Annotated in this window: 19 protein-coding genes and 1 pseudogene; 8 read left to right on the forward strand and 12 right to left on the reverse strand. The window is 60.6% G+C overall.

The genetic code is table 11. From position 1 onward, the window contains the following. Window positions 1-128 precede the first annotated feature (128 nt). The 3 genes and pseudogenes from PCPL58_RS23550 (at window position 129) to PCPL58_RS23555 (ending at window position 3,653) form a co-directional block, all read left to right on the forward strand. Window positions 129-1,121: a helix-turn-helix transcriptional regulator gene (locus PCPL58_RS23550; protein WP_065350565.1), complete on the forward strand. Its 993-nt coding sequence runs from the start codon at window positions 129-131 to the stop codon at window positions 1,119-1,121. Between the two features lie 138 nt (window positions 1,122-1,259). Then, window positions 1,260-2,154: pseudogene (locus tag PCPL58_RS30100) on the forward strand (SphA family protein). A 47-nt stretch (window positions 2,155-2,201) separates the two neighbouring features. Then, window positions 2,202-3,653, forward strand: coding sequence for an amidase (locus PCPL58_RS23555; RefSeq protein WP_065351102.1), 1,452 nt, complete (start codon window positions 2,202-2,204; stop codon window positions 3,651-3,653). An 84-nt stretch (window positions 3,654-3,737) separates the two neighbouring features. On the opposite strand, the gene PCPL58_RS23560 is transcribed toward PCPL58_RS23555, so the two are convergent. Then, on the reverse strand, window positions 3,738-6,476 hold the full coding sequence (locus PCPL58_RS23560; RefSeq protein ID WP_065350566.1) for a HopW family type III effector protein: 2,739 nt from the start codon (window positions 6,474-6,476) through the stop codon (window positions 3,738-3,740). Between the two features lie 342 nt (window positions 6,477-6,818). Here PCPL58_RS23560 and glyA point away from each other — a divergent pair, with 342 nt between their 5' ends. Then, window positions 6,819-8,072: a serine hydroxymethyltransferase gene (gene glyA, locus PCPL58_RS23565; RefSeq protein WP_003340745.1), complete on the forward strand. Its 1,254-nt coding sequence runs from the start codon at window positions 6,819-6,821 to the stop codon at window positions 8,070-8,072. 106 nt (window positions 8,073-8,178) lie between these two features. Here glyA and yjiA read toward each other — a convergent pair whose 3' ends face one another. The 3 genes from yjiA to PCPL58_RS23580 form a co-directional block, all read right to left on the reverse strand. Next, a complete protein-coding gene (yjiA, locus tag PCPL58_RS23570; RefSeq protein WP_065350567.1) occupies window positions 8,179-9,156 on the reverse strand; it encodes a GTPase in 978 nt (325 codons plus the stop codon). Between the two features lie 95 nt (window positions 9,157-9,251). Next, the gene (locus PCPL58_RS23575; RefSeq protein WP_003313802.1) at window positions 9,252-9,449 is read right to left on the reverse strand and encodes a YbdD/YjiX family protein; all 198 of its coding nucleotides are present in this window, start codon (window positions 9,447-9,449) and stop codon (window positions 9,252-9,254) included. A gap of 27 nt (window positions 9,450-9,476) precedes the next feature. Continuing rightward, window positions 9,477-11,552 (reverse strand): carbon starvation CstA family protein, encoded by a 2,076-nt coding sequence (locus PCPL58_RS23580; protein WP_003368701.1) that lies wholly within the window; start codon window positions 11,550-11,552, stop codon window positions 9,477-9,479. 285 nt (window positions 11,553-11,837) lie between these two features. Here PCPL58_RS23580 and PCPL58_RS23585 point away from each other — a divergent pair, with 285 nt between their 5' ends. Beyond that, the gene (locus PCPL58_RS23585; protein WP_003368702.1) at window positions 11,838-12,212 is read left to right on the forward strand and encodes a PilZ domain-containing protein; all 375 of its coding nucleotides are present in this window, start codon (window positions 11,838-11,840) and stop codon (window positions 12,210-12,212) included. A gap of 14 nt (window positions 12,213-12,226) precedes the next feature. On the opposite strand, the gene radA is transcribed toward PCPL58_RS23585, so the two are convergent. Further along, complete coding sequence (radA, locus tag PCPL58_RS23590) at window positions 12,227-13,594, reverse strand: DNA repair protein RadA (protein ID WP_002555235.1); 1,368 nt, start codon at window positions 13,592-13,594, stop codon at window positions 12,227-12,229. Window positions 13,595-13,790: 196 nt separating this feature from the next. On the opposite strand from radA, the gene mscL reads away from it, so the two are divergent. After that, window positions 13,791-14,237: a large-conductance mechanosensitive channel protein MscL gene (gene mscL / locus PCPL58_RS23595; protein ID WP_003368707.1), complete on the forward strand. Its 447-nt coding sequence runs from the start codon at window positions 13,791-13,793 to the stop codon at window positions 14,235-14,237. Between the two features lie 244 nt (window positions 14,238-14,481). Here the strand turns inward: mscL and PCPL58_RS23600 are convergent, their stop codons facing one another. Continuing rightward, window positions 14,482-15,258 (reverse strand): ferredoxin--NADP reductase, encoded by a 777-nt coding sequence (locus tag PCPL58_RS23600; protein WP_065350568.1) that lies wholly within the window; start codon window positions 15,256-15,258, stop codon window positions 14,482-14,484. A gap of 336 nt (window positions 15,259-15,594) precedes the next feature. Between PCPL58_RS23600 and PCPL58_RS30110 the strand changes: the two genes are divergently transcribed. Both PCPL58_RS30110 and PCPL58_RS23610 read left to right on the forward strand, forming a co-directional pair. Then, complete coding sequence (locus tag PCPL58_RS30110; RefSeq protein WP_003340758.1) at window positions 15,595-15,828, forward strand: helix-turn-helix domain-containing protein; 234 nt, start codon at window positions 15,595-15,597, stop codon at window positions 15,826-15,828. Window positions 15,829-15,957: 129 nt separating this feature from the next. Next, window positions 15,958-17,082: a methyltransferase gene (locus tag PCPL58_RS23610; protein ID WP_065350569.1), complete on the forward strand. Its 1,125-nt coding sequence runs from the start codon at window positions 15,958-15,960 to the stop codon at window positions 17,080-17,082. Between the two features lie 93 nt (window positions 17,083-17,175). Here PCPL58_RS23610 and PCPL58_RS23615 read toward each other — a convergent pair whose 3' ends face one another. The 6 genes from PCPL58_RS23615 to PCPL58_RS23640 form a co-directional block, all read right to left on the reverse strand. After that, entirely contained in the window at window positions 17,176-17,343 is a 168-nt protein-coding gene (locus PCPL58_RS23615; RefSeq protein WP_002555239.1) for a DUF2474 domain-containing protein, read from the reverse strand. A 21-nt stretch (window positions 17,344-17,364) separates the two neighbouring features. Next, entirely contained in the window at window positions 17,365-18,372 is a 1,008-nt protein-coding gene (gene cydB / locus PCPL58_RS23620) for a cytochrome d ubiquinol oxidase subunit II (RefSeq protein WP_003368713.1), read from the reverse strand. A 3-nt stretch (window positions 18,373-18,375) separates the two neighbouring features. Then, window positions 18,376-19,815, reverse strand: coding sequence for a cytochrome ubiquinol oxidase subunit I (locus PCPL58_RS23625; protein ID WP_003431639.1), 1,440 nt, complete (start codon window positions 19,813-19,815; stop codon window positions 18,376-18,378). 422 nt (window positions 19,816-20,237) lie between these two features. Further along, window positions 20,238-22,439 carry a xanthine dehydrogenase family protein molybdopterin-binding subunit gene (locus tag PCPL58_RS23630; protein ID WP_065350570.1) on the reverse strand — a complete coding sequence of 734 codons (2,202 nt, stop codon included), beginning with the start codon at window positions 22,437-22,439 and terminating at the stop codon, window positions 20,238-20,240. Next, window positions 22,436-23,425 (reverse strand): FAD binding domain-containing protein, encoded by a 990-nt coding sequence (locus tag PCPL58_RS23635; RefSeq protein WP_054081984.1) that lies wholly within the window; start codon window positions 23,423-23,425, stop codon window positions 22,436-22,438. Before PCPL58_RS23635 ends, PCPL58_RS23630 begins: the two co-directional genes overlap by 4 nt. Continuing rightward, a complete protein-coding gene (locus PCPL58_RS23640) occupies window positions 23,422-23,952 on the reverse strand; it encodes a (2Fe-2S)-binding protein (RefSeq protein WP_065350571.1) in 531 nt (176 codons plus the stop codon). Before PCPL58_RS23640 ends, PCPL58_RS23635 begins: the two co-directional genes overlap by 4 nt. Window positions 23,953-24,205: the final 253 nt, after the last annotated feature.

The raw sequence follows: 24,205 nt of genomic DNA on the forward strand, positions 1-24,205 counted from the left end.
CGCTCCCCGGCCATCGTCCATTTGAACGATAGCCGAACCCTTGAATATGAGTAGACTTGAGCCACTGCCTCGCACAGCGTCAATGACAGCGAGCGCTCTACCCATAACAAAGAACACAAGGGGGTAGCATGATCAGCGATACAACGTCCCTGGACAGTGTTTCCTGTCAGGTCGTCGAAGCCTTGAACAAGGTGATTCTCGAGCTTCAGACCGAGGTCAGCAGCGCGTCGATCTCTACATTCCATCAACAGGCGCTTGAGCGCGTGCGCGCACTGGTGCAGTTCGACAAGGCCTGGTGGGGAAGATCTACCTGGCGTGACAACTGGCCCGTCGAGCACAGTTCCTTTTTGCTGGGCCTGCCCAACGGTTACGCCGCCGAGTGGGAGCAACTCAAGACCTCGGACGCCAGCGTCGGCAGAATGCATCAGACACAGGGCGTCTGTCAGGTCATTCACTGCACGGCAGCGAATGCACCTCCTGCGCTTGCCGACCTCGGTCGCCAATACGATCTTTGCTTCGCGCTGGGCATTGTCCTGACCGACCCTCACACCCAGCAGGGCGTGCATCTGACGCTGTTTCGCTCGGCTGGCCACACGCCCTTCTCGCCCTTGGACAAACGCCTGATCGAGTGGCTGATGCCGCATCTGATCGCCGCTGAACAGGCCAGTTATCTGCGTACGCTCACGACTCTGCGGGAAACTCAGGGCGCCTACGATGAGACCGCCATGGCGGTGAGCGATCGTTACGGCGTGCTGCTTTCCATGGAGCCTGCGTTCTCGTCGATGCTGGGCTCGGAATGGCCCGACAGACCGTCCAATCGTCTACCCCGACAGTGCAACCCTCAAGAGGGCTATTCGAGTCATAACCTGCACATCACGTCGCAGCCGGTGGGCGACCTCGTTCTATTGACGGCGCGGCGACGCAGCAGTCTGGAACTGTTGAGCACGCGCGAGCTTCAGGTTGCCCGAGGCTTTGCGGTCGGACAGACGTACAAGGAAGTCGCGCGCAACATCGGTGTATCCCCCTGCACCGTCCGGCACCACTTGAGAAAGATCTACAACAAGCTCGGTGTCACCCGTAAGGCGCAGATCGCCCAGTTACTGCATTTGACTGACGGCTGACGCCAACGCGCTCTACCCCATTTCCGGTTTTTCCAATAACTGCCACCCCGCAAGGGAGGGCTGTGCTCGCCCATAAAAATAACAAGGCACTTACCGATGTCATTAAAAAACCACTTCCTTAGCGCTTCAGGGCTCGCCATGGCGATCCTGTGGTTATCGTCCACGGCCTGTGCCACCGAAAATGCTGCGCCCACGACAGCTGCTGGCGTTTTCGACTTTGGCGCAGGCTTCATGCCGCCCACCACCCCCAATGGCACCGTCGGCCTGCGCATCAGCAACTACCACGCGGATGTCATCAAGGACAGCCACGGCAATGACAGCCCCAACGACTTCCAGATCAACGTCCTGGCGATCGGCCTCGCCTACTTGCGAATGACCGAGCAGGAGTTTTTGGGTGCCCGCTATGGTTTCGCGGTGGTGCCGGTCTTTTTCAAGATGGATGCCGACCTGGGCGTGAACGTCGGGGGGCAGCGGGTATTCAGCGACAGTGCATCGCTGTTTCGTCAGGCGGACCTGCAAGTGGTGCCGATCATCCTGAACTGGAAGCTCGCGCCTGGGCTGGGCATCAATACCCAACTGATGATTCAGGCGCCCACGGGGGACTACGACAAAAACCGTCTGGTCAGCCCTGGCACCCATCACTGGACGGTTTCTCCGCTGTTGAATGCGACCTACATTTCACCCGGCGGCTTCGAGGCTTCCTCAAGTTTCCAGATCGATATAAATGCGCGTAACCCCGACACCGATTATCGCAGTGGCGTTGAGTACCGACATGAGTTCGCAGTGGGCCAGCATGTCGGCGACTGGACCGTCGGCGTGGGAGGCTACTACTACCGGCAGCTGTCGGACGACGACGCGCCGGGGCTGACCCGCGGCAATCGCGCCCGGGTAATCGCCGCAGGCCCTGCAGTAAGTTACTTCAAACCCGGCGCCGGGCTGCCCCCCCATCTGGTTGCACGCCTACAAGGAGTTCGACGCCCACAACCGTGCCGAGGGCTACACCGTGGCGCTGCGTACCGGCATCAGCTTTTAAGTGGCGCGCGTAACGCGACGACACGCTTTCAATCCTGGAGACCATCGATGAAAGACCTGCACGAATTATTCAATACGCTGGACGGCCGTGGCCTGGCAACACTGGTACGCAATGGCGAGGTGAGCCCCGGCGAGCTGCTGGAAACCGCCATCGCACGGGTCGAGCAGGTCGAGCCCGGCCTGAACGCCGTCAGCGAAAGGCTTTACGATCAGGCGCGCAGCCAGGCGAGCGGGAGTAGCGTCAGACAGGGCGTCATGGCAGGCGTACCGACCCTGGTGAAAGACATGTTCACCCCGATGACCGGGGCACGGATGACCAGTGGCTCGCATGCGCTGGGCGAGTTTCGCCCAGACATCGACTGCGAAATCGTCAGTCGGCTGCGTCATGCAGGCTGCCAACTGATCGGCACGACCACCGCTCCAGAATTCGGCGTGTCCTGCAGCACCGAATCGCAACGCTTCGGCGCGACCCGCAACCCCTGGAATCCGCAACACAGCGCGGGCGGTTCCAGTGGGGGCGCAGCCGCTCTGGTTGCGGCACGCGCCATCCCTTTCGCGCATGGCAACGATGGCGGCGGCTCGCTTCGCGTACCGGCCTCCTGCTGTGGCGTATTCGGCTTCAAGCCATCACGCGGCCTGCTGCCTTCAGGCCCGATGGTCGGCGAGGGCTGGGCAGGCCTGAGCACCGCTCACGCGATTACCCTGTCGGTAGGCGACAGCGCCGCCCTGCTCGACGCCACTGCCGGGAGTGACCTGGGGGCTCCCTACGCCGCGCCCATGCCAGCGACGCCCTTTGCACACGCCGCAGGACGCGATCCCAAGCGTCTGAAAATCGCCCTGATCTCGGCAATATCGCCGTGGCCGGCAGAACCGGAGGCCTTGGCTGCACTGCAACACACTGCGGCCTTGCTGGAGGCGCTCGGGCATTACGTGGTCCCGGCGACGTTGCCGGTCCGGCTGCCTGAATTCCTCGACGCGACGTTCGACATCATCGGTTCACACACCCAGGGCTACCTCGATCTGCTGGGCAAAATGCGCGGCTTCCCGGTCGCCATGGACGAACTGGAGCCGCGCACCCGTGTCATTCTGCGCGAACGCGGGCAACTGCCTGCGACACGCTACATTTCCGCGGTCGAGTCGATGCATGCACTGGGCCGGGCGATGGCCGGTTTCTTCGAAGAGTACGATATTGTTCTCACCCCGACGCTCAACCGCGCGCCACCCCGCCTGGGAGAACTGGTCTTCGATGACGACAGCCGGTCCCTGCAGGACTTCATCGCGCTTTCGCACAGCTACTCGCCCTACACGGCGATCTTCAACGCGACTGGCCAGCCAGCCATGTCCGTGCCCCTCTATTGGACAGCCGATTCGCTGCCGCTGGGTTCTCACTTTGCCGCGCGGTTTGGCGACGAACTGACCTTGCTGAGCCTTGCCGGGCAACTGGAGCGCGCCCAGCCGTGGGCCGCACGCAGGCCGCCGTTAAACGCTTGCGCGGGTTGATGCGAAGGGATTATTGGCGGTGATGGTGGTAAGCCAGGCAAGACCACCGCCTGCGTTGCTGGCGGTGGTCTACCGGCTACAGGCTTATGGCTCGCCAGCCGCTTGCGGTGCAGGCGCCGGGTGCGACCAGGTCAGGTACCGGAAGCGATCGTAGAGACCCGCCACGACCTGCCCGCCTGCAATCCTGCCCGGAATTGCCGTTTGCAGGGTGCCGACCGCGCTCCCCAAACGCGAGGTGCTGACGTAATCTCCGGCCCAGGACGCTGCCGCCCTGCCGGCCTGATGCGCCGCCTTGCCTTTGTCAGTCAGGTAGCTCAACCCCTTGCCGGCTGCTGCGCCAGCCACTTCTCCAACCATACCGGGAAGTGTGAGGTTGGCTGCGGTCAGGACCGCAGCACCGGAGGCGTAGCCTTTGATCCCCTTGTCGAGAAAATTCCAGACTTTGTTGACGCCCAGAAACCCCGTCATCACCAGATTCAGACCGACGATTTCCTTGAAGACCTGAACCGCCTTTTGCATATCGACTTCAGGGTTCATGGCCAGTTTGAGCATCTCCGATACGCACCAGACGCCATCCGCCGCGTAATCGGCTTTGCCGACCATGCTTTTCATCAACATCACCAGCGCCGCACCGATACTCGCCGTCAAGGCCACCAGGCCCAGCTTGGTGTAGAAGTCAGGGTCCGCCTTGCGCTCCCCCTCGGCCAGTTGCTGCCCTGCACGCAGGGCATCGGCGACTTCGAACCTGGCCTGGAACTCGCTGCTTTTGGTGCCCAGGTATGTCAGGCTCGAGTTCATGATGTCGGTGATGCTTTTGTCTTGCTTGTACAATTCGGTCGCCACTTTCATCTGCTGGGCAAAATGCTCGCTGACGTCGAAATGCTTGACCACGGCCAGATGGTCTTCCTCCGGGATGCGGGCGTTCCCGGTGTCTTGCCTGGAAAGCTTGCTCTTGGCGAGCTTGAAGGCAGCGACGATCGATTCACGGTTGAATACGCCCAGCGTGGCTGCGCCCGATGCCACGGCCGTTGCGATACCGAAGCCGACCTGCTCCAGCAGGTGTTCGTTCCTGGCAAAGGTGGGCTGCGCCACGATGGCGTTGGCCAGCACGGTGACGAAGTAGCGGTTCAGGCCATGATCGACATTGGTCCGCGCGTTGGTCAGCTCGTTCATCATCAGGCCAGCCATGAACACCGCGTTCTTGGTGAAGTGGGCAACCAGCGATGAGCTGTAGGAGTTGTCCTTGCTGACGAACGCCACAGCCAGTGGCAAGGGTGCCAGCGCGAGCAGCATCGCCGGGCTTGCAAGGACGCGACTCTTGAGCGAGGCGCCGTTCTTGAGCGTGCCCAGTTCGGCATTCATGCTTTTGTTGAGGCTGAGCAACTCGTCTTTCACATCTGAGGGCAGCCCCGAGCGGCTCAACACTGCTGGCAACTGTTCGTTGTGAGCGCGCCAGGCGTCGAGTTGCCCCTGGGCATTGGCCTGAACGATTGCGCCCAACATGTCACGCTCGGCTTCGCTCAGCGCAGACGATGGCTTTTCCAGCAGCGTCTTCAAAACGTCGGACGTCGTGGTAGCGGCACTTGGCAAATCACCAAGACGGGCCAGTTGTTCCTCGCTCAACACCAGCGAACCGTTGGCCAGCGCCAACCGCAGTTTTTCATCGAAACCCATGCCGCACCTGGCCTCGATGTCTTCTTCAGGGGCGAAGGGCAGCGGGGTATTGCTGACGATATCGCGTTGTTCTTGCGTGAGATGCAGCACATGCTTGTTCAGGAAGGCATGCATCTGATCGGGCGACAGGTGTGGCGCCGGGGTGCGCATCAAAGCCAGCAACGCCTTGTCGTCCATCGGCGCGAGCGCCCCATAGGCATCAAACTTGCGCACCAGGTTGCCGCCGGCCTTGAGCAATGCCTGGCGTGTGGTCAGCCTGGGCTCGGCAGGCTCGTGGCCAGGTGCAGGTGCCTCGCCTGGCTCGATGGAGATTTCTTCCAGCCTCGGCAAAAGATCGTGTTCGCGCAATAGCTGCAGCAGCGCCCCCGCCACTTCCGCCAGCTCGCGCAATTCATTGCAGGCTGGCGCGTCCTGGCAATTTTCGGTCAATGCCTGCAATACGCCCGGCAACATCTCCAGATCATTGAGCGTGTCGGCATGTGAGCGCAGCAGACTGACGACCGCGTCGGGTTGACGCTGGAGACTGTCATTCAAATCCGCCGTACGCTGCTTGGCCGTGCGAACGAAATGACTGAAGAGCGTGTAAGACGAAACAACGGGGGGCTCTGCGCCCAGCGTCTCGGGATCCAGATGAGTCAACGTCAGCAAATCCGGAACCGCACGGGCCAGGGCGGGCGACCGGGCAGTCAAACGAGCGACGGATTGGTGCAGCCGTGCCGTCCTGAGCCCTTCACAGGCCTGCGACAGCGAGTCGTGAGATGCGTGAGAAGCCGGCATATCGGCCAGCCGGTGAGTACAACGGTCAAGCAGTTGTCTCAGCGCCGGCACCTGATCCTCGCTTGCCAGTTGATGCCAGCCCTGCTCGGTCGTGCCGACCTCGGCGAGGCTCTGACAGAGTTGAGCAACGGTGTGCCAGGACGGATGCTGTTTATCCAGCTCACGCTGAAGGGCAGACAATAGACGCACAGAGTCCTGCGCTGGCGCAGCCGAGGTGCGACCAAATGCCACGGCCAGCTCGCCGGAGGTAAAAAACGCTACGGTACGAGCCTGCTGCGGAGTTGGCTCACTAACGCCGATTGCATCGCCGGACGCAGGAGCAACCTCCGGCAATGAGGAATGAGAGGAGCGCGTGATCTGAGAGGGCATCATGGCGTTTTTACCTACTGTCGGTGGGTATGGGCAACAGACCGACTGAGTGTCGTCCGGCCCGGAACGGTTCCGGCAGTTGAAGGTAAATAGATGCGTGATCGCTGAAAATTCGAGTGGATGTGCCCGGTTCACGCCGCCGATGACTAAATCGATCTCGACCCTCTCATGTGGGCGAGCCCCCTACAGAACGAGCCTTGCGCCTGCGGCACGTCCATGATTTCAGGCCTTGTCGAAACCCGCGTGAACGGCGTCACTGGTCAAGATGACTGCCTTTCATATGCCAGATAAAACCCGATGGGGTAGAATAGCCGCCTTTTCCGCCATGCCCCCTTGAGGACTGCCATGTTCAGCCGTGATTTGACTATCGCCAAGTACGACGCCGATCTGTTTGCCGCCATGGAGCAAGAAGCTCTGCGTCAGGAAGAACACATCGAGCTGATTGCCTCGGAAAACTACACCAGTCCGGCCGTCATGGAAGCTCAGGGCTCGGCCCTGACCAACAAGTACGCCGAAGGCTATCCAGGCAAGCGCTACTACGGTGGTTGCGAGTACGTCGACGTTATCGAACAACTGGCCATCGACCGCGCCAAGGAGCTGTTCGGCGCTGATTATGCCAACGTCCAGCCACACGCGGGTTCGCAAGCCAACTCGGCGGTCTACCTGGCCCTGCTGCAAGGCGGCGACACCATTCTGGGCATGAGCCTGGCTCACGGTGGTCACCTGACCCACGGCGCCAGCGTTTCGTCCTCGGGCAAGCTGTACAACGCCGTTCAGTACGGTATCGATGCCAACGGCATGATCGACTACGACGAAGTCGAGCGCCTGGCTGTCGAGCACAAGCCAAAAATGATCGTCGCCGGCTTCTCTGCCTACTCGCAGATCCTCGACTTCCCGCGCTTCCGTGCAATCGCTGACAAGGTCGGTGCCTACCTGTTCGTCGACATGGCTCACGTAGCCGGTCTGGTCGCCGCAGGCGTCTACCCGAACCCGGTGCCATTCGCTGACGTCGTGACCACCACCACGCACAAGACCCTGCGCGGTCCACGTGGCGGCCTGATCCTGGCGCGCGCCAACGCCGAAATCGAGAAGAAGCTGAACTCCGCGGTATTCCCTGGCTCCCAGGGCGGCCCGCTGGAGCACGTCATCGCAGCCAAGGCCGTGTGCTTCAAGGAAGCGCTGCAGCCTGAGTTCAAGACCTACCAGCAGCAAGTGGTCAAGAACGCCAAGGCCATGGCCGGTGTGTTCATCGAGCGTGGCTTCGACGTGGTTTCCGGCGGTACTGAAAACCACCTGTTCCTGCTGTCGCTGATCAAGCAGGACATCTCCGGTAAAGACGCCGACGCCGCTCTGGGTCGCGCCTTCATCACCGTCAACAAGAACTCCGTTCCAAACGACCCACGCTCGCCGTTCGTCACCTCCGGCCTGCGCTTCGGCACCCCGGCAGTGACCACTCGCGGCTTCAAGGAAGCTGAGTGCAAGGAACTGGCGGGCTGGATCTGCGACATCCTGGCTGATCTGAACAACGAAGCCGTGATCGACGCCGTTCGCGAGAAGGTCAAGGCCATCTGCGCGAAGCTGCCGGTTTACGGCGCTTGATAAGCCTGGTTTAAACGCAGTACCAAAAAGCCCCGGCTCGTGAGAGCCGGGGCTTTTTGTTGGGCAGATCACTCTATGGGCAGAAGCTCAGCCGCTGCCTGACCTCTCAGCCGCATACCCTCTCGAACCCCGCCCGGATCTTCTCCTCCGGCAATTCATCGGCAATGAACACGATCACGCTCTCGCGTTTTTCGCCTTCGCCCCACTCGGTGTCCCAGTCAAAGCCGTACAGCTTGAGCACGCCCTGAAACACCATCTTGCGCGGTTCGTCTTCGATAATGAGCACGCCCTTGTAACGCAGCAGTTGCTTGCCATGGTCGTCCAGCAGTTCGTTCATGAACTCGCTGAGGCGGTCCAGGTTCAGCGGTTTTTCACTGCGCAGGACCAGGCTGCTGATGCGGTCAGCGGAATTACCGGTCGGGGCCAGTGGGCGCAGGATCATGCCGCCGCCGAGGTCGGCGTTGAGGTTGAAGCCGCGTACGTCGAGCAGTTCGGCGAGGTCGATCCTGCCGTGCTCGACGATACGGATCGGCGCGCGGCGGTTGATGCGGGTCAGGCGCGCGCTCAGGGCATCGAAGGCTGCATCGTCGACCAGATCGCGCTTGCTGACCAGCAACCGGTCGGCAAAGCCGATCTGCGCCTGGGCGATGGTTTGCGCCAGGTGAGTATCGGCGTGCGCGGCGTCGACCAGGGTGATGATGCCGTCGAGGATGTAACGCTCGCGCAGCTCTTCATCGATGAAAAAGGTCTGTGCGACCGGCGCGGGATCGGCCAGCCCGGTGCATTCGATTACCAGCCGGTCGAACACGATCTCGCCGCTGTCCAGACGCTCCAGCAGCAGGTAGAGCGCCTTGGTCAGGTCAGTGTGGATGGTGCAGCACACGCAACCGTTGGACAGGGTCATGATCTGCACGGGGTCCGTGCCGAGCAACTGGCTGTCGATGCCTGCATCGCTGAATTCGTTTTCGATCACGGCGATTTTCAGGCCGTGTTCGGCCTTGAGCAGGTGGCGCAGCAAGGTGGTCTTGCCGGCGCCCAGAAAGCCGGTCAGCACGGTCACGGGGATGGGTTGCAACTCAGTCATAAGGCTCCTGGCGTGAGGCATTCAGCTGAAATGAAAACGCGCCACAGGTGATGGCCTGCGGCGCGTCGGATCAAACAATAACGCAGATCAGCGGATCAACAGCATTTCGGACCGGCCTTGCCGCCGTAACGGGCCTCTTGCCGTTCCCGAAAGAACTGCTCATAGGTCATCACCGGCTTGTCCGGGTGGGTGTTCTGCATGTGCTCTACGTAAGTGTCGTAGTCCGGCATGCCCACCATCAGGCGCGCGGCCTGACCGAGGTATTTGCCGAGGCGACTCAGGTCATTGAACATGGGCAAATCCTCTATGGGTAAGCATGGTCACACCTGCGACGCTGGCGGCATGGCCTGGAACGGAGCTTCCTTGTCGGTGCGCTCCTTGGTGCTCCAGGCCGCTCGGCCGACTTTAATGGCGTAGAACAGGATGCTGAACACCACGAACAGGAACAGCACGGTCAGCCCGGCGTTGGTGTAAGCGTTGAAGATCACATGCTGCATCTGATCCATGGTCTTGGCCGGGGCCAGAATCTGACCGGCATCGGCCGCCGCGCTGTATTTCTTGGCCAGGGCCAGGAAACCTACCGCAGGGTTGGCATCGAACAGCTTGATCAAGCCCGCCGTCACGGTGCAGATCAGCAGCCAGGTGGCAGGCAGCATGGTCACCCAGACATAGCGCTGGCGCTTCATCTTGATCAGCACCACGCTGGCGAGCATCAGGGCGATACCGGCGAGCATCTGGTTGGAGATACCGAACAGTGGCCACAAGGTATTGATGCCACCCAGCGGATCGATTACACCCTGATACAGCAGATAGCCCCACAGCGCCACGCAACCGCCGGTGCCGATGGCGTTGGCCGTCCACGACTCGGTGCGCTTCAAGGCCGGGACGAAGCTGCCCAGCAGGTCCTGCAGCATGAAGCGTCCGGCACGTGTACCGGCGTCGACTGCGGTCAGAATGAACAGCGCCTCGAACAGAATCGCAAAGTGGTACCAGAACGCCATGGTGTTTTCACCCGGCAGCACCTGATGGAGGATCTGCGCGATACCGACGGCCAGCGTCGGAGCACCGCCGGCACGGGCCAGCACGGTGTTTTCACCGATGTCTTTCGCCACAGCGGTCAGTTGCTCCGGCGTGATGGCAAAGCCCCAGCTGGACACGGTCTGCGCCACTGTTACCACGTCACTGCCGACCACCGCAGCAGGGCTGTTCATGGCGAAGTACACACCCGGCTCGATCACCGAAGCGGCAACCATTGCCATGATGGCCACGAAGGATTCCATCAGCATGCCGCCGTAACCGATGTAGCGGGCGTTCTTTTCGTTATCCAGCAGCTTGGGCGTCGTGCCCGACGAGATCAGTGCGTGGAAACCCGATACCGCACCGCAGGCAATGGTGATGAACAGGAACGGGAACAATGCGCCCTTCCAGACCGGGCCTGTGCCGTTGGTGAACTGGGTCAGGGCCGGCATTTTCAGCTCGGGCGCCAGAATCAGGATGCCGATTGCCAGTGCCAGAATGGTGCCGATTTTCAGGAAGGTCGACAGGTAATCACGTGGCGCAAGCAGCAGCCAGACCGGCAGCATGGCCGCGACAAAACCGTAGCCGACCAGCATCCAGGTGATCTGCACACCGGTGAACGTGAACATCGGACCCCAGGTCGGATCCGCCGCGACCATGCCGCCGACCCAGATCGAACCGAGCAACAGAATGACGCCGACGATGGAGATCTCACCAATGCGCCCCGGACGGATGTAGCGCATATAAATGCCCATGAACATCGCGATCGGGATCGTCGCCATGACCGTGAACATGCCCCACGGGCTCTCGGCCAGGGCCTTGACCACGATCAGCGCCAGCACCGCAAGGATGATGATCATGATCAGGAAACAGCCGAACAGCGCGATGGTGCCGGGAATACGGCCCATTTCCTCGCGCACCATGTCGCCCAGCGAGCGACCGTTACGGCGCGTGGAAAGGAACAGGATCATGAAGTCCTGCACCGCACCGGCCAGCACCACGCCGGCAATCAGCCAGAGCGTGCCGGGCAGATAGCCCATTTGCGCTGCCAGTACCGGGCCGACCAGCGGGCCTGCGCCGGCGATGGCTGCAAAGTGGTGACCGAAGAGGATGTGTTTGTTGGTCGGCACATAGTCCAGCCCGTCGTTGTTGACCACTGCCGGTGTCGCACGCAGCGGATCGAGCTGCATGACGTGAGTGGCGATGAAAAGACTGTAGTAACGATAGGCAACCAGGTAGATAGCTACCGCAGCGACCACTATCCACAAGGCGTTGATCGCCTCTCCGCGACGCAAGGCCACGACCCCAAGGGCACATGCCCCGACAATGGCGATGATGAGCCAGGGAACATGGCGCATCAGACTATTATTATTTTTCATTTTTTTTATTCCAGCAGAGTTGACTAGAAGGCAAGCCATGCGAGTTTAGCGCCGGATCAGCGAAAGACCACCCCCAACCAAGGTCTAGGTCGAAATTTGATCAATTGCGGCAGATACCCGGCATAGAGGGCTGGAATGGCCTCGACAGATGGCGTCCCGATCACAAAACCGTGATGCGGAACTGTTCTGCAATTGCTTTACGGTCTATCGTGCATGGACAACAGAATCGATCAGATAACGACCTGCACGCTGACTCCGGCGGCGGTCAACAAGAGAGTTCATTCGATGACCGACTCACCTGCAGATCGCCGTCGTTTCAAACGCATTGCCTTTGATGCCAAGACCGATCTGAAGCAAGGCGACAAAAGCTGGAAAGTGCAACTGGTCGACCTGTCCCTCAAAGGGCTGCTGATCGAACGGCCTGATCCGTGGAACGGTGATCAGACGCAGCCCTTTGAAGTCGACATCATTCTAAGCAACGATGCCCATGTGAAAATGGATGTCGAAATCACTCATGACAACAAACGGCAACTGGGATGCGTTTGCCGGCACATAGGGCTGGACTCGATCAGCCACCTGAGGCGGCTGGTCGAATTGAACCTCGGAGACCCCGAGGAACTGGATCGGGAACTGGCAGCCTTGATCGAACTGCAGGAATAATCCTCAGGGCGAGGTTACTCGAACAGCGCATCCAGGGCCTGTTCCAGTCGCGTAACGGCAATGATCTGCAAACCAGGTGGCGCCTCCTTTGGCGCGTTGCCCTTGGGCACGATGGCGCGTTTGAAGCCGTGCTTGGCGGCCTCCTTGAGGCGCTCCTGCCCACTGGGCACCGGCCTGACTTCACCCGACAGCCCCACCTCACCGAACACCAGCAAATCATGCGGCAGCGGACGATTGCGCAGGCTGGACATTACGGCTGCCATCAAGGCCAGGTCGGATGCGGTTTCCAGCACCTTCACCCCACCTACCACGTTGAGAAACACGTCCTGGTCGTGAGTGGGAATGCCGCCGTGGCGGTGCAGAACAGCCAGCAGCATGGCCAGACGATTCTGATCCAGACCCAGCGTCACGCGGCGCGGGTTGGACATATGACTGTCGTCCACCAGCGCCTGCACCTCCACCAGCATCGGCCGCGTGCCTTCCCAGGTCGCCATGACCACACTGCCCGGTACTTCTTCCTGCGCACGGGTAAGAAAGATCGCAGACGGATTGGAGACTTCTTTCAGGCCCTTGTCGGTCATGCCGAACACGCCCAGCTCGTTGACCGCGCCAAAGCGGTTCTTCACCGCCCGCAGCAGGCGCAGGCGCCCGTCCGACTCGCCCTCGAAATACAACACGGTGTCGACCATGTGCTCAAGCACGCGCGGACCGGCCAAGGCGCCTTCCTTGGTGACGTGACCGACCAGGAAGATCGCCGTGCCGCTCTGCTTGGCGTAACGCACCAGCAAGGCAGCGCTTTCGCGAACCTGCGACACGCCGCCGGGGGCCGACTGCAACTGTTCGGTGAAAATCGTCTGGATCGAATCGATCACCATCACCTTGGGCTTCTCGACCTTGGCGGTGGCAATGATGGTCTCGATGCAGGTTTCGGTCATGACCCGCAGCTTGTCCTGCGGCAGTCCCAGACGACGGGCACGCATGGCGACCTGCTGCTGGGATTCCTCACCAGTGACGTACAACGCGGGCATGCGCTGGGCAATGTTGCACAGCGTCTGCAAGAGGATCGTGGACTTGCCGATGCCGGGGTCACCGCCGATCAGCACCACCGAACCATCAACCAGGCCGCCGCCGAGCACCCTGTCCAGCTCGGTGGAGTTGGTGGAGAAGCGCGGAATCTCTTCGACACTGACCTCCGCCAGCGTCCTGATCTGCGCCTGGGAACCGGTCCAGCCGGTACGCCCGGTAGGCGGCGCGGCGGCACCGCTTTCAATCATGGTTTCGACCAGTGTGTTCCAGGCACCGCATTCGCTGCACTGGCCCGCCCACTTGGGAAATGTCGCGCCGCACTCGGTGCAGCCGTACAAGCGTTTGGCCTTGGCCATGACAACCCCAGTCGTTAGAAAACGCCCATGATAACGCAGGTTGCAACACCTGCCAGTCGCAGGGCGACGACTGCTTTTGAAAACCGGATAAAACTTACGCGGACGACTCCGGTCGATTGAACGTGGCACGGGCGGCAGCAGTACGTCTGGGCTACACTCATCCGGATCAAATTTATCTGCTACAAGGAATTACCCCATGAGCGTGCTTAAGGAATTCAAGGCATTCGCGGTCAAAGGCAACGTAGTTGATATGGCCGTCGGTATTATCATCGGCGCGGCATTCGGCAAGATCGTTTCTTCGTTCGTCGGCGATGTCATCATGCCGCCGCTGGGCCTGTTGATTGGCGGCGTCGACTTCAGTGACCTGGCGGTCACCCTGCGCCCCGCGCAAGGGACCGCACCTGCGGTACTGCTGGCTTACGGTAAGTTCATCCAGACCGTTATCGACTTCATCATCGTCGCGTTCGCGATCTTCATGGGCGTCAAGGCCATCAACCGCCTGAAACGCGAAGAAGCCAAAGCGCCTACCCTGCCGCCAACGCCCACCAAGCAGGAAATCCTGCTGAGCGAAATCCGCGACCTGCTCAAGGAGCAGAGCAAACCGGCAGCGCCCATTACCGTGGATCCTGCGCGTACGCCTTGATTGAGTGAGGCCTGCACCTGCGGGCCATCGCCCCCACGCAGCGCTTTTCAACCGCGATGTCACTGACGACGCAAATTGCGACGTAAGTGACGGCTGCGTCCTGGCGCTGATCCGCCTGACAAAGAAAAGCCGCGGTGTGACGCGGAGCGTCATGAACTGCATTCCCATGCGGAGCGTGAAGAACGATAGTTATGTGACTATCGTGCCAATGCTCGGCACGATAGCCATAGCCAGCTGCCAGCCATCACCAATACGTTTCCACCGCCACTTGCCCCGGCTTGCGTGACAGGCTCAAGCGCATCTCGCGCTGCTTGAGAATCGCCCGAGTGTCATCGATCATCTGCGGATTGCCACACAACATCACCCGCGAATGCTCCGGCGTGAGGGCAATACCGGCAGCGCGCTCCAGCTCTCCGTTTTCGATCAACTGCGTGATACGCCCATTCAATGCACCCGGATGCTGCTCGCGGGTCACCGTAGGCAAAAACAGAAACTTGTCCGCGTATTCAGCCAGGTACTCACGCTGCATCAGTTCGGCAATCAATTGCTGATAGGCCAGCTCGCGCGACTCACGAACGCTGTACACCAGAATCACCCGCTCGAACTTCTCCCAGACCTCGAAATCCTGAAGGATCGACAGAAACGGTGCGACCCCAGTGCCTGTGGATAACAGCCAGAGATCGCGACCGTCAATGAAACGATCCAGAGTCAGATAACCAAACGCCTGCTTTTCCACCAACAGACTGTCGCCCTCACGCAAGCGGCTCAACTCGCTGGTGAATTCGCCATCCGGCACCACGATGGAAAAAAACTCCAGAAACTCGTCGTGCGGTGAAGACACCATTGAGTAGGCACGCCATACGGTGGTGCCGTCGGCCTTGGTCACCCCGAGACGCGCAAACTGTCCGGCACGAAAGCGAAAACCGGGATCACGCGTGGTACGCAGGGTGAACAGGTTCGCGGTCAGCGGCGTGACACGCTGCAGTGTCTGTCGGGTGAATTTGTCGTCACTGACGGTCATGGTGCGCTTTGAACTCCTGAATATGGAAAGCAGCGCCCAGTGTCCCGCAAAGCAGGCTCGATAAACACCGGCTGTTTGTGATGGATTACCCGGCAACGGGCTCTGCAGCTTAGAGTATTTGGTTCTTGGATCAGCCCTTGCAGGGTCGAACATCCACAGAGCCGATTACCCCGACCCTTCTCGCGCGGGGGTTTCAGCCGACAGCCCCAGAACACGCTGCCAAGTGCCATCAGCCCATCCGTCCGGCTGATCCGCGCCACCACGGACTGCCATGTATTTGTCCCTAAACTGGATAAACACCCAGCAAGGTCTGTACACGTACTGCAAGGAGGCTACATGAACACGATGGACATAAATTTCTCACAGCCCTCGCCAGCAAAAAACCTGACTCAGAGAGAAATCGAAGTCCTCAAATGGTCCGCTGAAGGCAAAACAGCTGGCGACATCGCAATGATCCTCTGCCTGAAGGAGCGCACCATTCACTTCCACATTGCCAGCGCCATTCAAAAAATGGGCGTTTGCAACAAGACGGCTGCCGCCGTACAAGCCGCGCTCAGCGGGATGTTCTGACAAAACGGGCAATCACCGCGTAATCAGACAGGTATCGGAACGAAAAAATACGTAAAATCGTCTGTCTCAGCGAGCCCACCTGTCATCGGCTCACTGACATACCTTCGATTGCACAGAGTTCTCCCGCCAATGCCCCTGCTCATCAGTCCCTTCGCTGAACTTGATCTCATTCGCCAACCCGAGCAACAGGATGAGCCCCTGCAGGCCTTCGATGCCGCTGACGAGTACCTGCTCAATCATGTTGCAGAAGCGGGGCTGAGCCTGCAAAGCCGGGTTCTGGTGCTCAATGACAGTTTCGGCGCGTTGGCGGCAAGTCTCGCGCCACATGCCACGGTGATCAGCAGCACCGACTCGTTTCTGGCGGCGCAGGGGCTGGAAAAAAATCTGGCACGCAACGGCATGAGCTACGACGCAGTACCGCACATACCGGCCAGCGAAGCGTTGCAGGGGCCATTCGACTGGGTGCTGATCCGGGTGCCCAAGACCCTGGCGCTGCTCGAAGAGCAACTGATACGCCTGCAAGGTCAACTGGCCCCTGGCGCTCGGGTCATCGCTGCGGCAATGGTCAAGCACTTGCCGCGCTCGGCGGGCGACTTGCTGGAGGAATATGTCGGACCGGTCCAAGCCTCGCTGGCAGTGAAAAAAGCCAGGCTGTTGTTCGCCACGCCACAGCCCATGGAAGTGCGCACCTCGCCCTACCCGACGCGCTACCGGCTGGATGATCCGGCCATCGAACTGCTCAACCATGCCAATGTGTTCTGCCGCGACGGACTGGACATCGGCACCCGCGCCTTCCTGCCGCATCTGCCGAAAAACCTTGGTACGGCAAGGGTCGCAGACCTGGGTTGCGGTAACGGCGTGCTGGCCATTGCCAGCGCGCTGGACAACCCGCAGGCGCACTACACGCTGGTCGACGAGTCGTTCATGGCCGTGCAATCGGCAGCCGAGAACTGGCAAGCGACGCTGGGGGATCGCGACGTACAGCTTCGCGCAGGCGACGGTCTGGAGATCCAGGAGCCTGACTCGCTGGATGTGGTGCTGTGCAACCCGCCCTTCCACCAGCAGCAAGTGGTTGGCGACTTTCTTGCCTGGCGGATGTTTCTTCAGGCCCGGGCTGCTCTGGTGACCGGCGGGGCGCTGTATATCGTCGGCAATCGCCACCTGGGTTATCACACCAAGCTATCGCGCCTGTTCCGCGGCGTTGAGCAAGTCGCCGCCACGCCGAAATTCGTGATTCTGAAAGCCCGCAAGTAACCCAGGCCCACGGCACAAAAAAAGACCCCCTTGCCACGCGAGTGGCAAGAGGGTCGCAAAACGTGTCCGGAGGACACGAACGGGAATTCAGTATCAGTGTGTCGTCAGGCCCGCTGCGCTCATGAACATGCGCATCAGGCTGGCCACGATGAACAGCGCAAATACGCTGCCCGCCCAGATTCCGACCAGCCAGGCCAGTCGTTGCCAGAGCGGCTTGCTCAGCGCCGGATCAGGATCGTGCATGGAATTCTTACCAGACATCGTCATTCTCCTCGGTTCGGACTAGTGATAACCGTCTGCAGCCGTCACCTTGCCGCGGAACACGTAGTAGCTCCAGAAGGTGTAGCCCAGGATGAACGGAATGATGAACAGCGTGCCCACCAGCATGAAGCCCTGGCTCTGCGGCGGTGCGGCGGCTGCCCAGATCGATACCGAAGGCGGAATGATGTTCGGCCACAGGCTGATCCCCAGACCGCTGTAGCCCAGAAAAATCAGCAACAGGGTCAGCAGAAACGGCGTGTAGTGAGCATTGCGGGCCACCGCCTTGAACAGACCGTACATGGTCACCAGCACCAGAATCGGTACTGGCATGAACCAGAACAGGTTGGGCGTGCTGAACCAGCGATGCGCGATATCAGCATGGGCCAGCGGCGTCCACAGGCTGACCACGGCCATGACCGCGAGCACTGCAAGGGCCAGCGGACGTGCCAGATCATGCATCGCCTTCTGCAGCGAACCTTCGGTTTTCATGATCAGCCAGGTGCAGCCCAGCAGCGCATAGGCAACGATCAAGGCCAGCCCGCAGAACATCGGGAACGGCGAGAGCCAGTCCAGCGAGCCTCCGGCAAACTGGCGATCGACCACCGGAATGCCTTCAATGTAGGCGCCCAGTGCCACGCCTTGGAAGAAGGTCGCAGCCAGCGAGCCGCCAATGAACGCCTTGTCCCACCAGTGGCGCTTCAGCTCGGTCGCCTTGAAGCGGAACTCGAATGCCACGCCACGGAAGATCAGGCCCATGAGCATGAACATCAGCGGCAGGTACAGCGCAGACAGGACCACCGAGTAGGCCAGCGGGAAAGCACCGAACAATGCCGCACCGCCCAGCACCAGCCAGGTTTCGTTGCCGTCCCAGACCGGCGCGACGGTGTTCATCATCACGTCGCGGTCGGAGCTGTCCTTCATGAATGGGAAGAGAATCCCGATACCCAGATCGAAGCCGTCCATCACCACGTACATCATGATGCCGAAGACGATGATGACGGCCCAGATCAGCGGAAGATCGATACCCATGGCTTAAATCCCCTTGCCGAGCGGGTCAAGATTGCCGCCATCTTCTTCGCCTTCAACAGCAGCGGAGAGCGGACGGGCCGGTGTGCGTTGCTGGCCGGGACCACCGTGAGGCACATGTTCGACGTAGGCTTTCGGCCCTTTGCGAACCAGACGCATCATGTAGCCAAGACCTGTACCGAAGAGCACGAAGTAGACGACCACGAACAGCACCAGGGTGATGCTCATCTGCGCCACGCTGTGCCCGGACGACGCATCCGCGGTACGCATCAGGCCGTACACGACCCACGGCTGACGACCGATTTCGGTGGTGAACCAGCCTGCGAGAATCGCGATCAGGCCAGACGGCCCCATCCACAACGCCAGGTACAGGAACGGACGCGAGTTATACAGCGTGCCGCGCTTGCGCAGCCACAGGCTCCACAGGCCGGTGAAGATCATCAGCATGCCGAGGGCGACCATGACCCGGAACGACCAGAACACAATTGTCGAGTTAGGGCGATCCTCAGGCTTGAACTCCTTGAGCGCCGGCACCTGCTTGTCGAGACTGTGAGTCAGGATAAGGCTGCCCAGGTACGGAATTTCCACCGCGAACTTGGTTCGTTCTTCCTTCATGTCGGGAATGCCGAACAGGATCAGAGGGGTCGGTTCGTCACCGACGTTCTCCCAGTGACCTTCGATGGCCGCGATCTTCGCGGGCTGATGCTTGAGCGTATTCAGACCGTGGAAGTCACCGACGACAGCCTGGACAGGCGCCACCAGCAGGGCCATCCACATGGCCATCGAGAGCATCTTGCGTACCGCAGGAGTGTCACGGCCCCGCAACAGGTGCCAGGCAGCCGACGAACCGACGAAGAACGCCGTCGCCACGAATGCGGCAATCGCCATGTGCGTCAGGCGATAAGGGAACGACGGATTGAAGACCACGGCGAACCAGTCAGTGGGAATGACCCGACCGTCAATGATCTCGAACCCTTGCGGCGTCTGCATCCAGCTGTTGGACGACAGAATCCAGAAGGTGGAGATCAGCGTGCCGATGGCGACCATTACCGTGGAGAAGAAGTGCAGGTTGCGGCCGACACGATTCCAGCCGAACAGCATGACGCCGAGAAAGCCCGCTTCGAGGAAGAACGCGGTCAGCACCTCGTAGGTCAGCAACGGGCCGGTCACAGCACCTGCGAAGTCGGAGAAGCGGCTCCAGTTGGTGCCGAACTGGTAGGCCATGACGAGCCCGGAAACCACGCCCATGCCGAAGTTGACAGCAAAAATCTTCGACCAGAAGTGGTACAGGTCACGGTAGACGTCATCGCGGGTCTTCAGCCACAGGCCTTCGAGCACAGCCAGGTAACTTGCCAGACCAATAGTGATGGCAGGAAACAGGATGTGAAACGAAATCGTGAATGCGAACTGGATCCGGGCGAGATCTATAGCCTCTAAACCGAACATAGGATGTTCCTCTCTCAGATGAAACCTGCTGCCGGCCGCAAGCCAACAGCGATTGCCCCCACGGTAATGAGTGCTTATGTTTCTTTATTCTGGCGTTTCCAATGGCGAAAACGCTGGTCGATGCACCGATCATTGCCTGAACGCAATGATGCAGATCAATCGACCATCAAAGAGTAGTCCTGTTCAGCCATTAAAGTCGTGTGGTCTATTGTCGCGTGGCGGGTTGTCTCACCTGCACAGCGCTTGCAGATGCGGAGTCCTTCCGGGCACCTATCGTTCCTCACACTCCGCGTGGGAATGCCGTTCGTGACGCTCCACGTCGTACCTGCGCCGCACTGCCTGCGCAGGAGGATGTAGAGCGTCACGCACTGCATGCCAATGCAGAGCATTGGCATGATAGGCCGTTGGATTTGCGGTCGCTGTTACAACAGCTTATCCAGCGTGATCGGAAACTCGCGGATCCGCTTGCCGGTGGCGTGATAGATCGCGTTGGCGATCGCTGCCGGGACGCCCACGATGCCGATTTCACCGACGCCCTTGGAGCCCAGCGCGTTGACGATATCGTCGTGTTCTTCGACAAACAGCACGTCGATGTCGCCGATGTCAGCGTTCACCGGGATGTGATACTCGGCCAGGCTGTGGTTCATCGGACGGCCCAGGTCGTGGTCGAGCATCGCCTCTTCCTGAAGCGCCATGCCCATGCCCCAGACAACGCCACCCAGAATCTGGCTGCGCGCCATTTTCGGGTTCACGACCCTGCCCGCTGCGACGGCACTGACCACACGATTGACCTTGATAGTGCCCAGATCCTCGTCGACCAGCACTTCGACGAACACCGCCGAGTGCGTCGCTGCCGCATAGGCTTCGCGCTTCTTGTCCGGCTCGGCGTCGACTTGCACCTCGATGACACCATGGGCCTGAGACGCTGCCAGTTCAGCCATCGATAGCGCCTGATCGCCTATGTGCAGCTTGCCCGCTTCGAAGCGAACCTGATCCGGCGTCACGGAAGCGAATTGTGGATGCTGCCCCTTGGCAACTTCCAGTGCCTGACGCTGCAAAGCCTGACAGGCCTGTTGCACCGCAGTACCGACTGAAGAAACCGTGAACGAGCCACCCTGCAACGGCGCAGTCGGCAATGAAGAATCACCCAGCAGGAAGCTGACGTTATCCACTTCGATACCCGACGATTCTGCAGCGATCTGCGTCATGACGGTATAAGTGCCGGTGCCGATGTCGGTGGTAGCGCTACTGACCACCAGCTTGCCGTCACCTTGCAGACGCGCCTTGGCGCTGGCCTTCATCTGCATGGCCTCCCAGACACCGCCGGCCATGCCCCAGCCGACCAGTTGACGGCCTTGGCGCATGCTGCGTGGCTCAGGGTTACGGCTGGACCAGCCAAAGCGTTCGGCACCCTGGGCGTAGCATTCGCGCAATTCCTTGCTCGAATACGGCTTGTCTTCGTTACCGTTGCGCTCGGCGTAGTTGGTCAGACGCAGGCGCACCGGGTCGATGGCCAAGGCGTAAGCCAGCTCGTCCATGGCGCATTCCAGGCCGATCATGCCCAGGGCAGCACCCGGCGCACGCATGTCAAGCGGCGTGAACACATCCAGCGGCACCAGCTTATAGGTCAATTTCACGTTGTCGCAGTGATAGAGCATGCCGCTCCATTCCACCACGTGTTCGCTGAAATCTTCGAAGCGCGAAGTCTGCCCGATGGCCTCATGACCGACCGCCAGCAAACGGCCGTTGGCAGCCGCACCCAGACGCAGACGCTGAATGGTGCGCGGGCGATAACCGAAGGTGAACATCTGCTGCCGGGTCAGCGTCAGGCGCACAGAGCGCTTGAGGTGCAATGCAGCCATCACCGCCAGCGGTAACTGATATTGCGGGCGCAGGCCGGAGCCGAAGGCACCACCGACAAAGGCGGCCAGCACACGGATCTTGTCCTTTTCCAGGCCAAAGACCTTGTGCAGGTAGTCCTGACAGTTTTGCGTACCCTGCGTCTTGTCGTGAATCTGCAAGCTGCCGTCGGCCTGATACAGGACGGTCGACGCGTGCGGCTCCATTGGGTTGTGGTATTCGCTGGGCGTGCTGTACGTCACGTCCACACTCAGCGCAGAGCTGGCCAGTTCACCCTCAAAGTTGCCACGCGGCGGCGGCAATTCGGCAGGCGCGTCATAAGCCGTGTCGAGCATGGCCTGCAGATCGGTCTGGTGCTCCTGCTGCTCGTATTCGATACGCACCAGCGAGCCCGCATGCCGCGCCAGCTCCAGCGTATCGGCAACGACCAGCGCAAGCGGTTGGCCGCTGTACATCACGTTGTCGTTGTAGAAAGGACGAAACGGCGACCCGTCAGCCGAATCGGCGTCCTCATAGTTTTCGTCGTAGCTGGCCAGCGAAGGACGATTGGTGTGGTCGATGACAGCGACCACACCCGGCACCTTCATTGCCTCGCTCGTATCGATGCTGGCGACGCGCCCGTTGGCGATGGTGCTGGAGACCACGCTGCCGTACAGCAACCCTTCTTCAGGGTATTCACCGGCGTAACGTGCGCCACCGGTCACTTTCAATCGGCCGTCGACGCGGTCCACAGGCTTGCCCATTGGCGAAAATGGCTGGTTCATTGGGCGCTCCCTCCTGTTGCGGCATCGCTCAAGGCACGAATGATCGCGCGGCGGGCCAGTCTGACCTTGAAACCGTTGTGCTCCAGAGGCTGGGCATCTTCAAGCATGGCGTCTGCGGCAGCGGCGAAGTTCTCGCGGGTGACCGGCTTGCCGATCAGCAGCGCTTCGACCGCCTTGTCGCGCCATGGCTTGTGCGCGACACCGCCCAATGCCAGACGCACGTCGCGAATCACCTCGCCGTCCAGATCGATGGCGGCAGCCACCGATATCAGGGCAAACGCGTAGGACGCACGGTCGCGGATTTTCAGATAAGCGTTGTGGCTGACAAAGCCGTTTGCAGGCAGCTCGACGGCAATGATCAACTCATCGTCGGCCAACTGATTGTCGCGCTGCGGCGCATCACCCGGCAGGCGGTGGAAATCCGCGAACTCGATGGTGCGACGACCGGCACGTCCCTGGACATGCACCACCGCTTCCAGCGCAGCCAGGGCCACGCACATGTCGGAAGGGTGAGTCGCGACGCAATCTTCGCTGGCACCGAGAATCGCGTGAATGCGATTCACGCCGGTGCGCGCCGGGCAGCCGCTGCCCGGTTCGCGCTTGTTGCACGGCACGCCGGTGTCATAGAAGTAATAGCAGCGGGTGCGTTGCAGCAGGTTGCCGCCAGTGCTGGCCATGTTGCGCAACTGCGGCGACGCACCGGCCAGCACCGCTTTGCTCAGCAGCGGGTAACGCGCTTCGATCAACGGGTGATAGGCCAGGTCGGCGTTGCTGACCAACGCACCGATCATCAGACCGCCCGAGGCGGTTTCAGTGACATCCCTTAAAGGCAGGCCGGTGATGTCGATCAGGTGCTCGGGCGTGGCGACGTTTTCTTTCATCAGGTCGAGCAGGTTGGTGCCGCCCGCAATGAAGCGCGTGGCCGGGCCGCTCAGGTTGACAGCTGCGGTGATGTCGGTCGGCTTGCTGTAGGTAAACGGATTCATGCGCTCACCTCCGGCTTCGGCGCCGCATTGTGGAACTGTGGCAACGCCTCTTCGACGGCGGCGAGAATATTGCTGTAGGCACCGCAGCGGCACAGGTTACCGCTCATCAGCTCCTGAATCTCAGCACGCGTGCTGGCGCGACCTTCATTGGCAAGCCCGACAGCCGAGCAGATCTGCCCGGGCGTGCAGTAGCCGCACTGGAACGCATCGTTTTTGATGAACGCCTGCTGCATGGGGTGCAACTTATCGCCATCGGCCAGGCCTTCAATGGTGGTCAGCTCGGCGCCGTCACACATGATCGCCAGCGTCAGGCAGGCATTGATGCGCGTGCCGTCGCGCAGTACGGTACATGCACCGCACTGGCCGTGGTCGCAGCCTTTCTTGGTGCCGACCAGATCGAGCTGATCGCGCAGCAGGTCAAGCAAGGTGGTCCAGGGCAGCACATCCAGTTGGAGGAGCTGTCCGTTCAGGGTCAGAGAAATCGCGTGGGTGGCGAAGTCCTGGGGGTTCGGGGTCGTTGCACTCATGGAAACCTCACGGTAGGCAGTCGCTTAGCGCACTTTTTATGCGTCTTAAGGGGTGGGACTTCGCGAGGTTTGCAACGTTCAGGCTTTCTTGATGAGCGTACTTGTCATCGAAAGGCCGTCATCCACAGGCAGCCATCCCGCCAAGCTGCTGGTATGATGCGCGGCTTTTTCCGAGCCGCAAAAATCAAACGGGCTGCCCTGCAGTCTGTGCTTTGCTGCTGGAGTCGATCATTCACGACGCGCGCCGCGTCAC

The organism is Pseudomonas cerasi, assembly GCF_900074915.1.
In the GTDB taxonomy this organism is placed as follows: domain Bacteria; phylum Pseudomonadota; class Gammaproteobacteria; order Pseudomonadales; family Pseudomonadaceae; genus Aquipseudomonas; species Aquipseudomonas cerasi.

Bases quoted from the DNA above. Each gene is read 5' to 3' on its own strand.
- PCPL58_RS23625 (WP_003431639.1), bottom strand. From the start codon at position 19,815: ATGTTCGGTTTAGAGGCTATAGATCTCGCCCGGATCCAGTTCGCATTC.
- PCPL58_RS23555 (WP_065351102.1), top strand. From the start codon at position 2,202: ATGAAAGACCTGCACGAATTATTCAATACGCTGGACGGCCGTGGCCTG.
- cydB (WP_003368713.1), bottom strand. From the start codon at position 18,372: ATGGGTATCGATCTTCCGCTGATCTGGGCCGTCATCATCGTCTTCGGC.
- PCPL58_RS23635 (WP_054081984.1), bottom strand. From the start codon at position 23,425: ATGAATCCGTTTACCTACAGCAAGCCGACCGACATCACCGCAGCTGTC.
- PCPL58_RS30110 (WP_003340758.1), top strand. From the start codon at position 15,595: ATGAACACGATGGACATAAATTTCTCACAGCCCTCGCCAGCAAAAAAC.
- PCPL58_RS23600 (WP_065350568.1), bottom strand. From the start codon at position 15,258: ATGACCGTCAGTGACGACAAATTCACCCGACAGACACTGCAGCGTGTC.
- PCPL58_RS23560 (WP_065350566.1), bottom strand. From the start codon at position 6,476: ATGATGCCCTCTCAGATCACGCGCTCCTCTCATTCCTCATTGCCGGAG.
- PCPL58_RS23580 (WP_003368701.1), bottom strand. From the start codon at position 11,552: ATGAAAAATAATAATAGTCTGATGCGCCATGTTCCCTGGCTCATCATC.
- PCPL58_RS23630 (WP_065350570.1), bottom strand. From the start codon at position 22,439: ATGAACCAGCCATTTTCGCCAATGGGCAAGCCTGTGGACCGCGTCGAC.
- PCPL58_RS23610 (WP_065350569.1), top strand. From the start codon at position 15,958: ATGCCCCTGCTCATCAGTCCCTTCGCTGAACTTGATCTCATTCGCCAA.
- mscL (WP_003368707.1), top strand. From the start codon at position 13,791: ATGAGCGTGCTTAAGGAATTCAAGGCATTCGCGGTCAAAGGCAACGTA.
- PCPL58_RS23585 (WP_003368702.1), top strand. From the start codon at position 11,838: ATGACCGACTCACCTGCAGATCGCCGTCGTTTCAAACGCATTGCCTTT.
- radA (WP_002555235.1), bottom strand. From the start codon at position 13,594: ATGGCCAAGGCCAAACGCTTGTACGGCTGCACCGAGTGCGGCGCGACA.
- PCPL58_RS23615 (WP_002555239.1), bottom strand. From the start codon at position 17,343: ATGTCTGGTAAGAATTCCATGCACGATCCTGATCCGGCGCTGAGCAAG.
- PCPL58_RS23575 (WP_003313802.1), bottom strand. From the start codon at position 9,449: ATGTTCAATGACCTGAGTCGCCTCGGCAAATACCTCGGTCAGGCCGCG.
- PCPL58_RS23640 (WP_065350571.1), bottom strand. From the start codon at position 23,952: ATGAGTGCAACGACCCCGAACCCCCAGGACTTCGCCACCCACGCGATT.
- yjiA (WP_065350567.1), bottom strand. From the start codon at position 9,156: ATGACTGAGTTGCAACCCATCCCCGTGACCGTGCTGACCGGCTTTCTG.
- glyA (WP_003340745.1), top strand. From the start codon at position 6,819: ATGTTCAGCCGTGATTTGACTATCGCCAAGTACGACGCCGATCTGTTT.
- PCPL58_RS23550 (WP_065350565.1), top strand. From the start codon at position 129: ATGATCAGCGATACAACGTCCCTGGACAGTGTTTCCTGTCAGGTCGTC.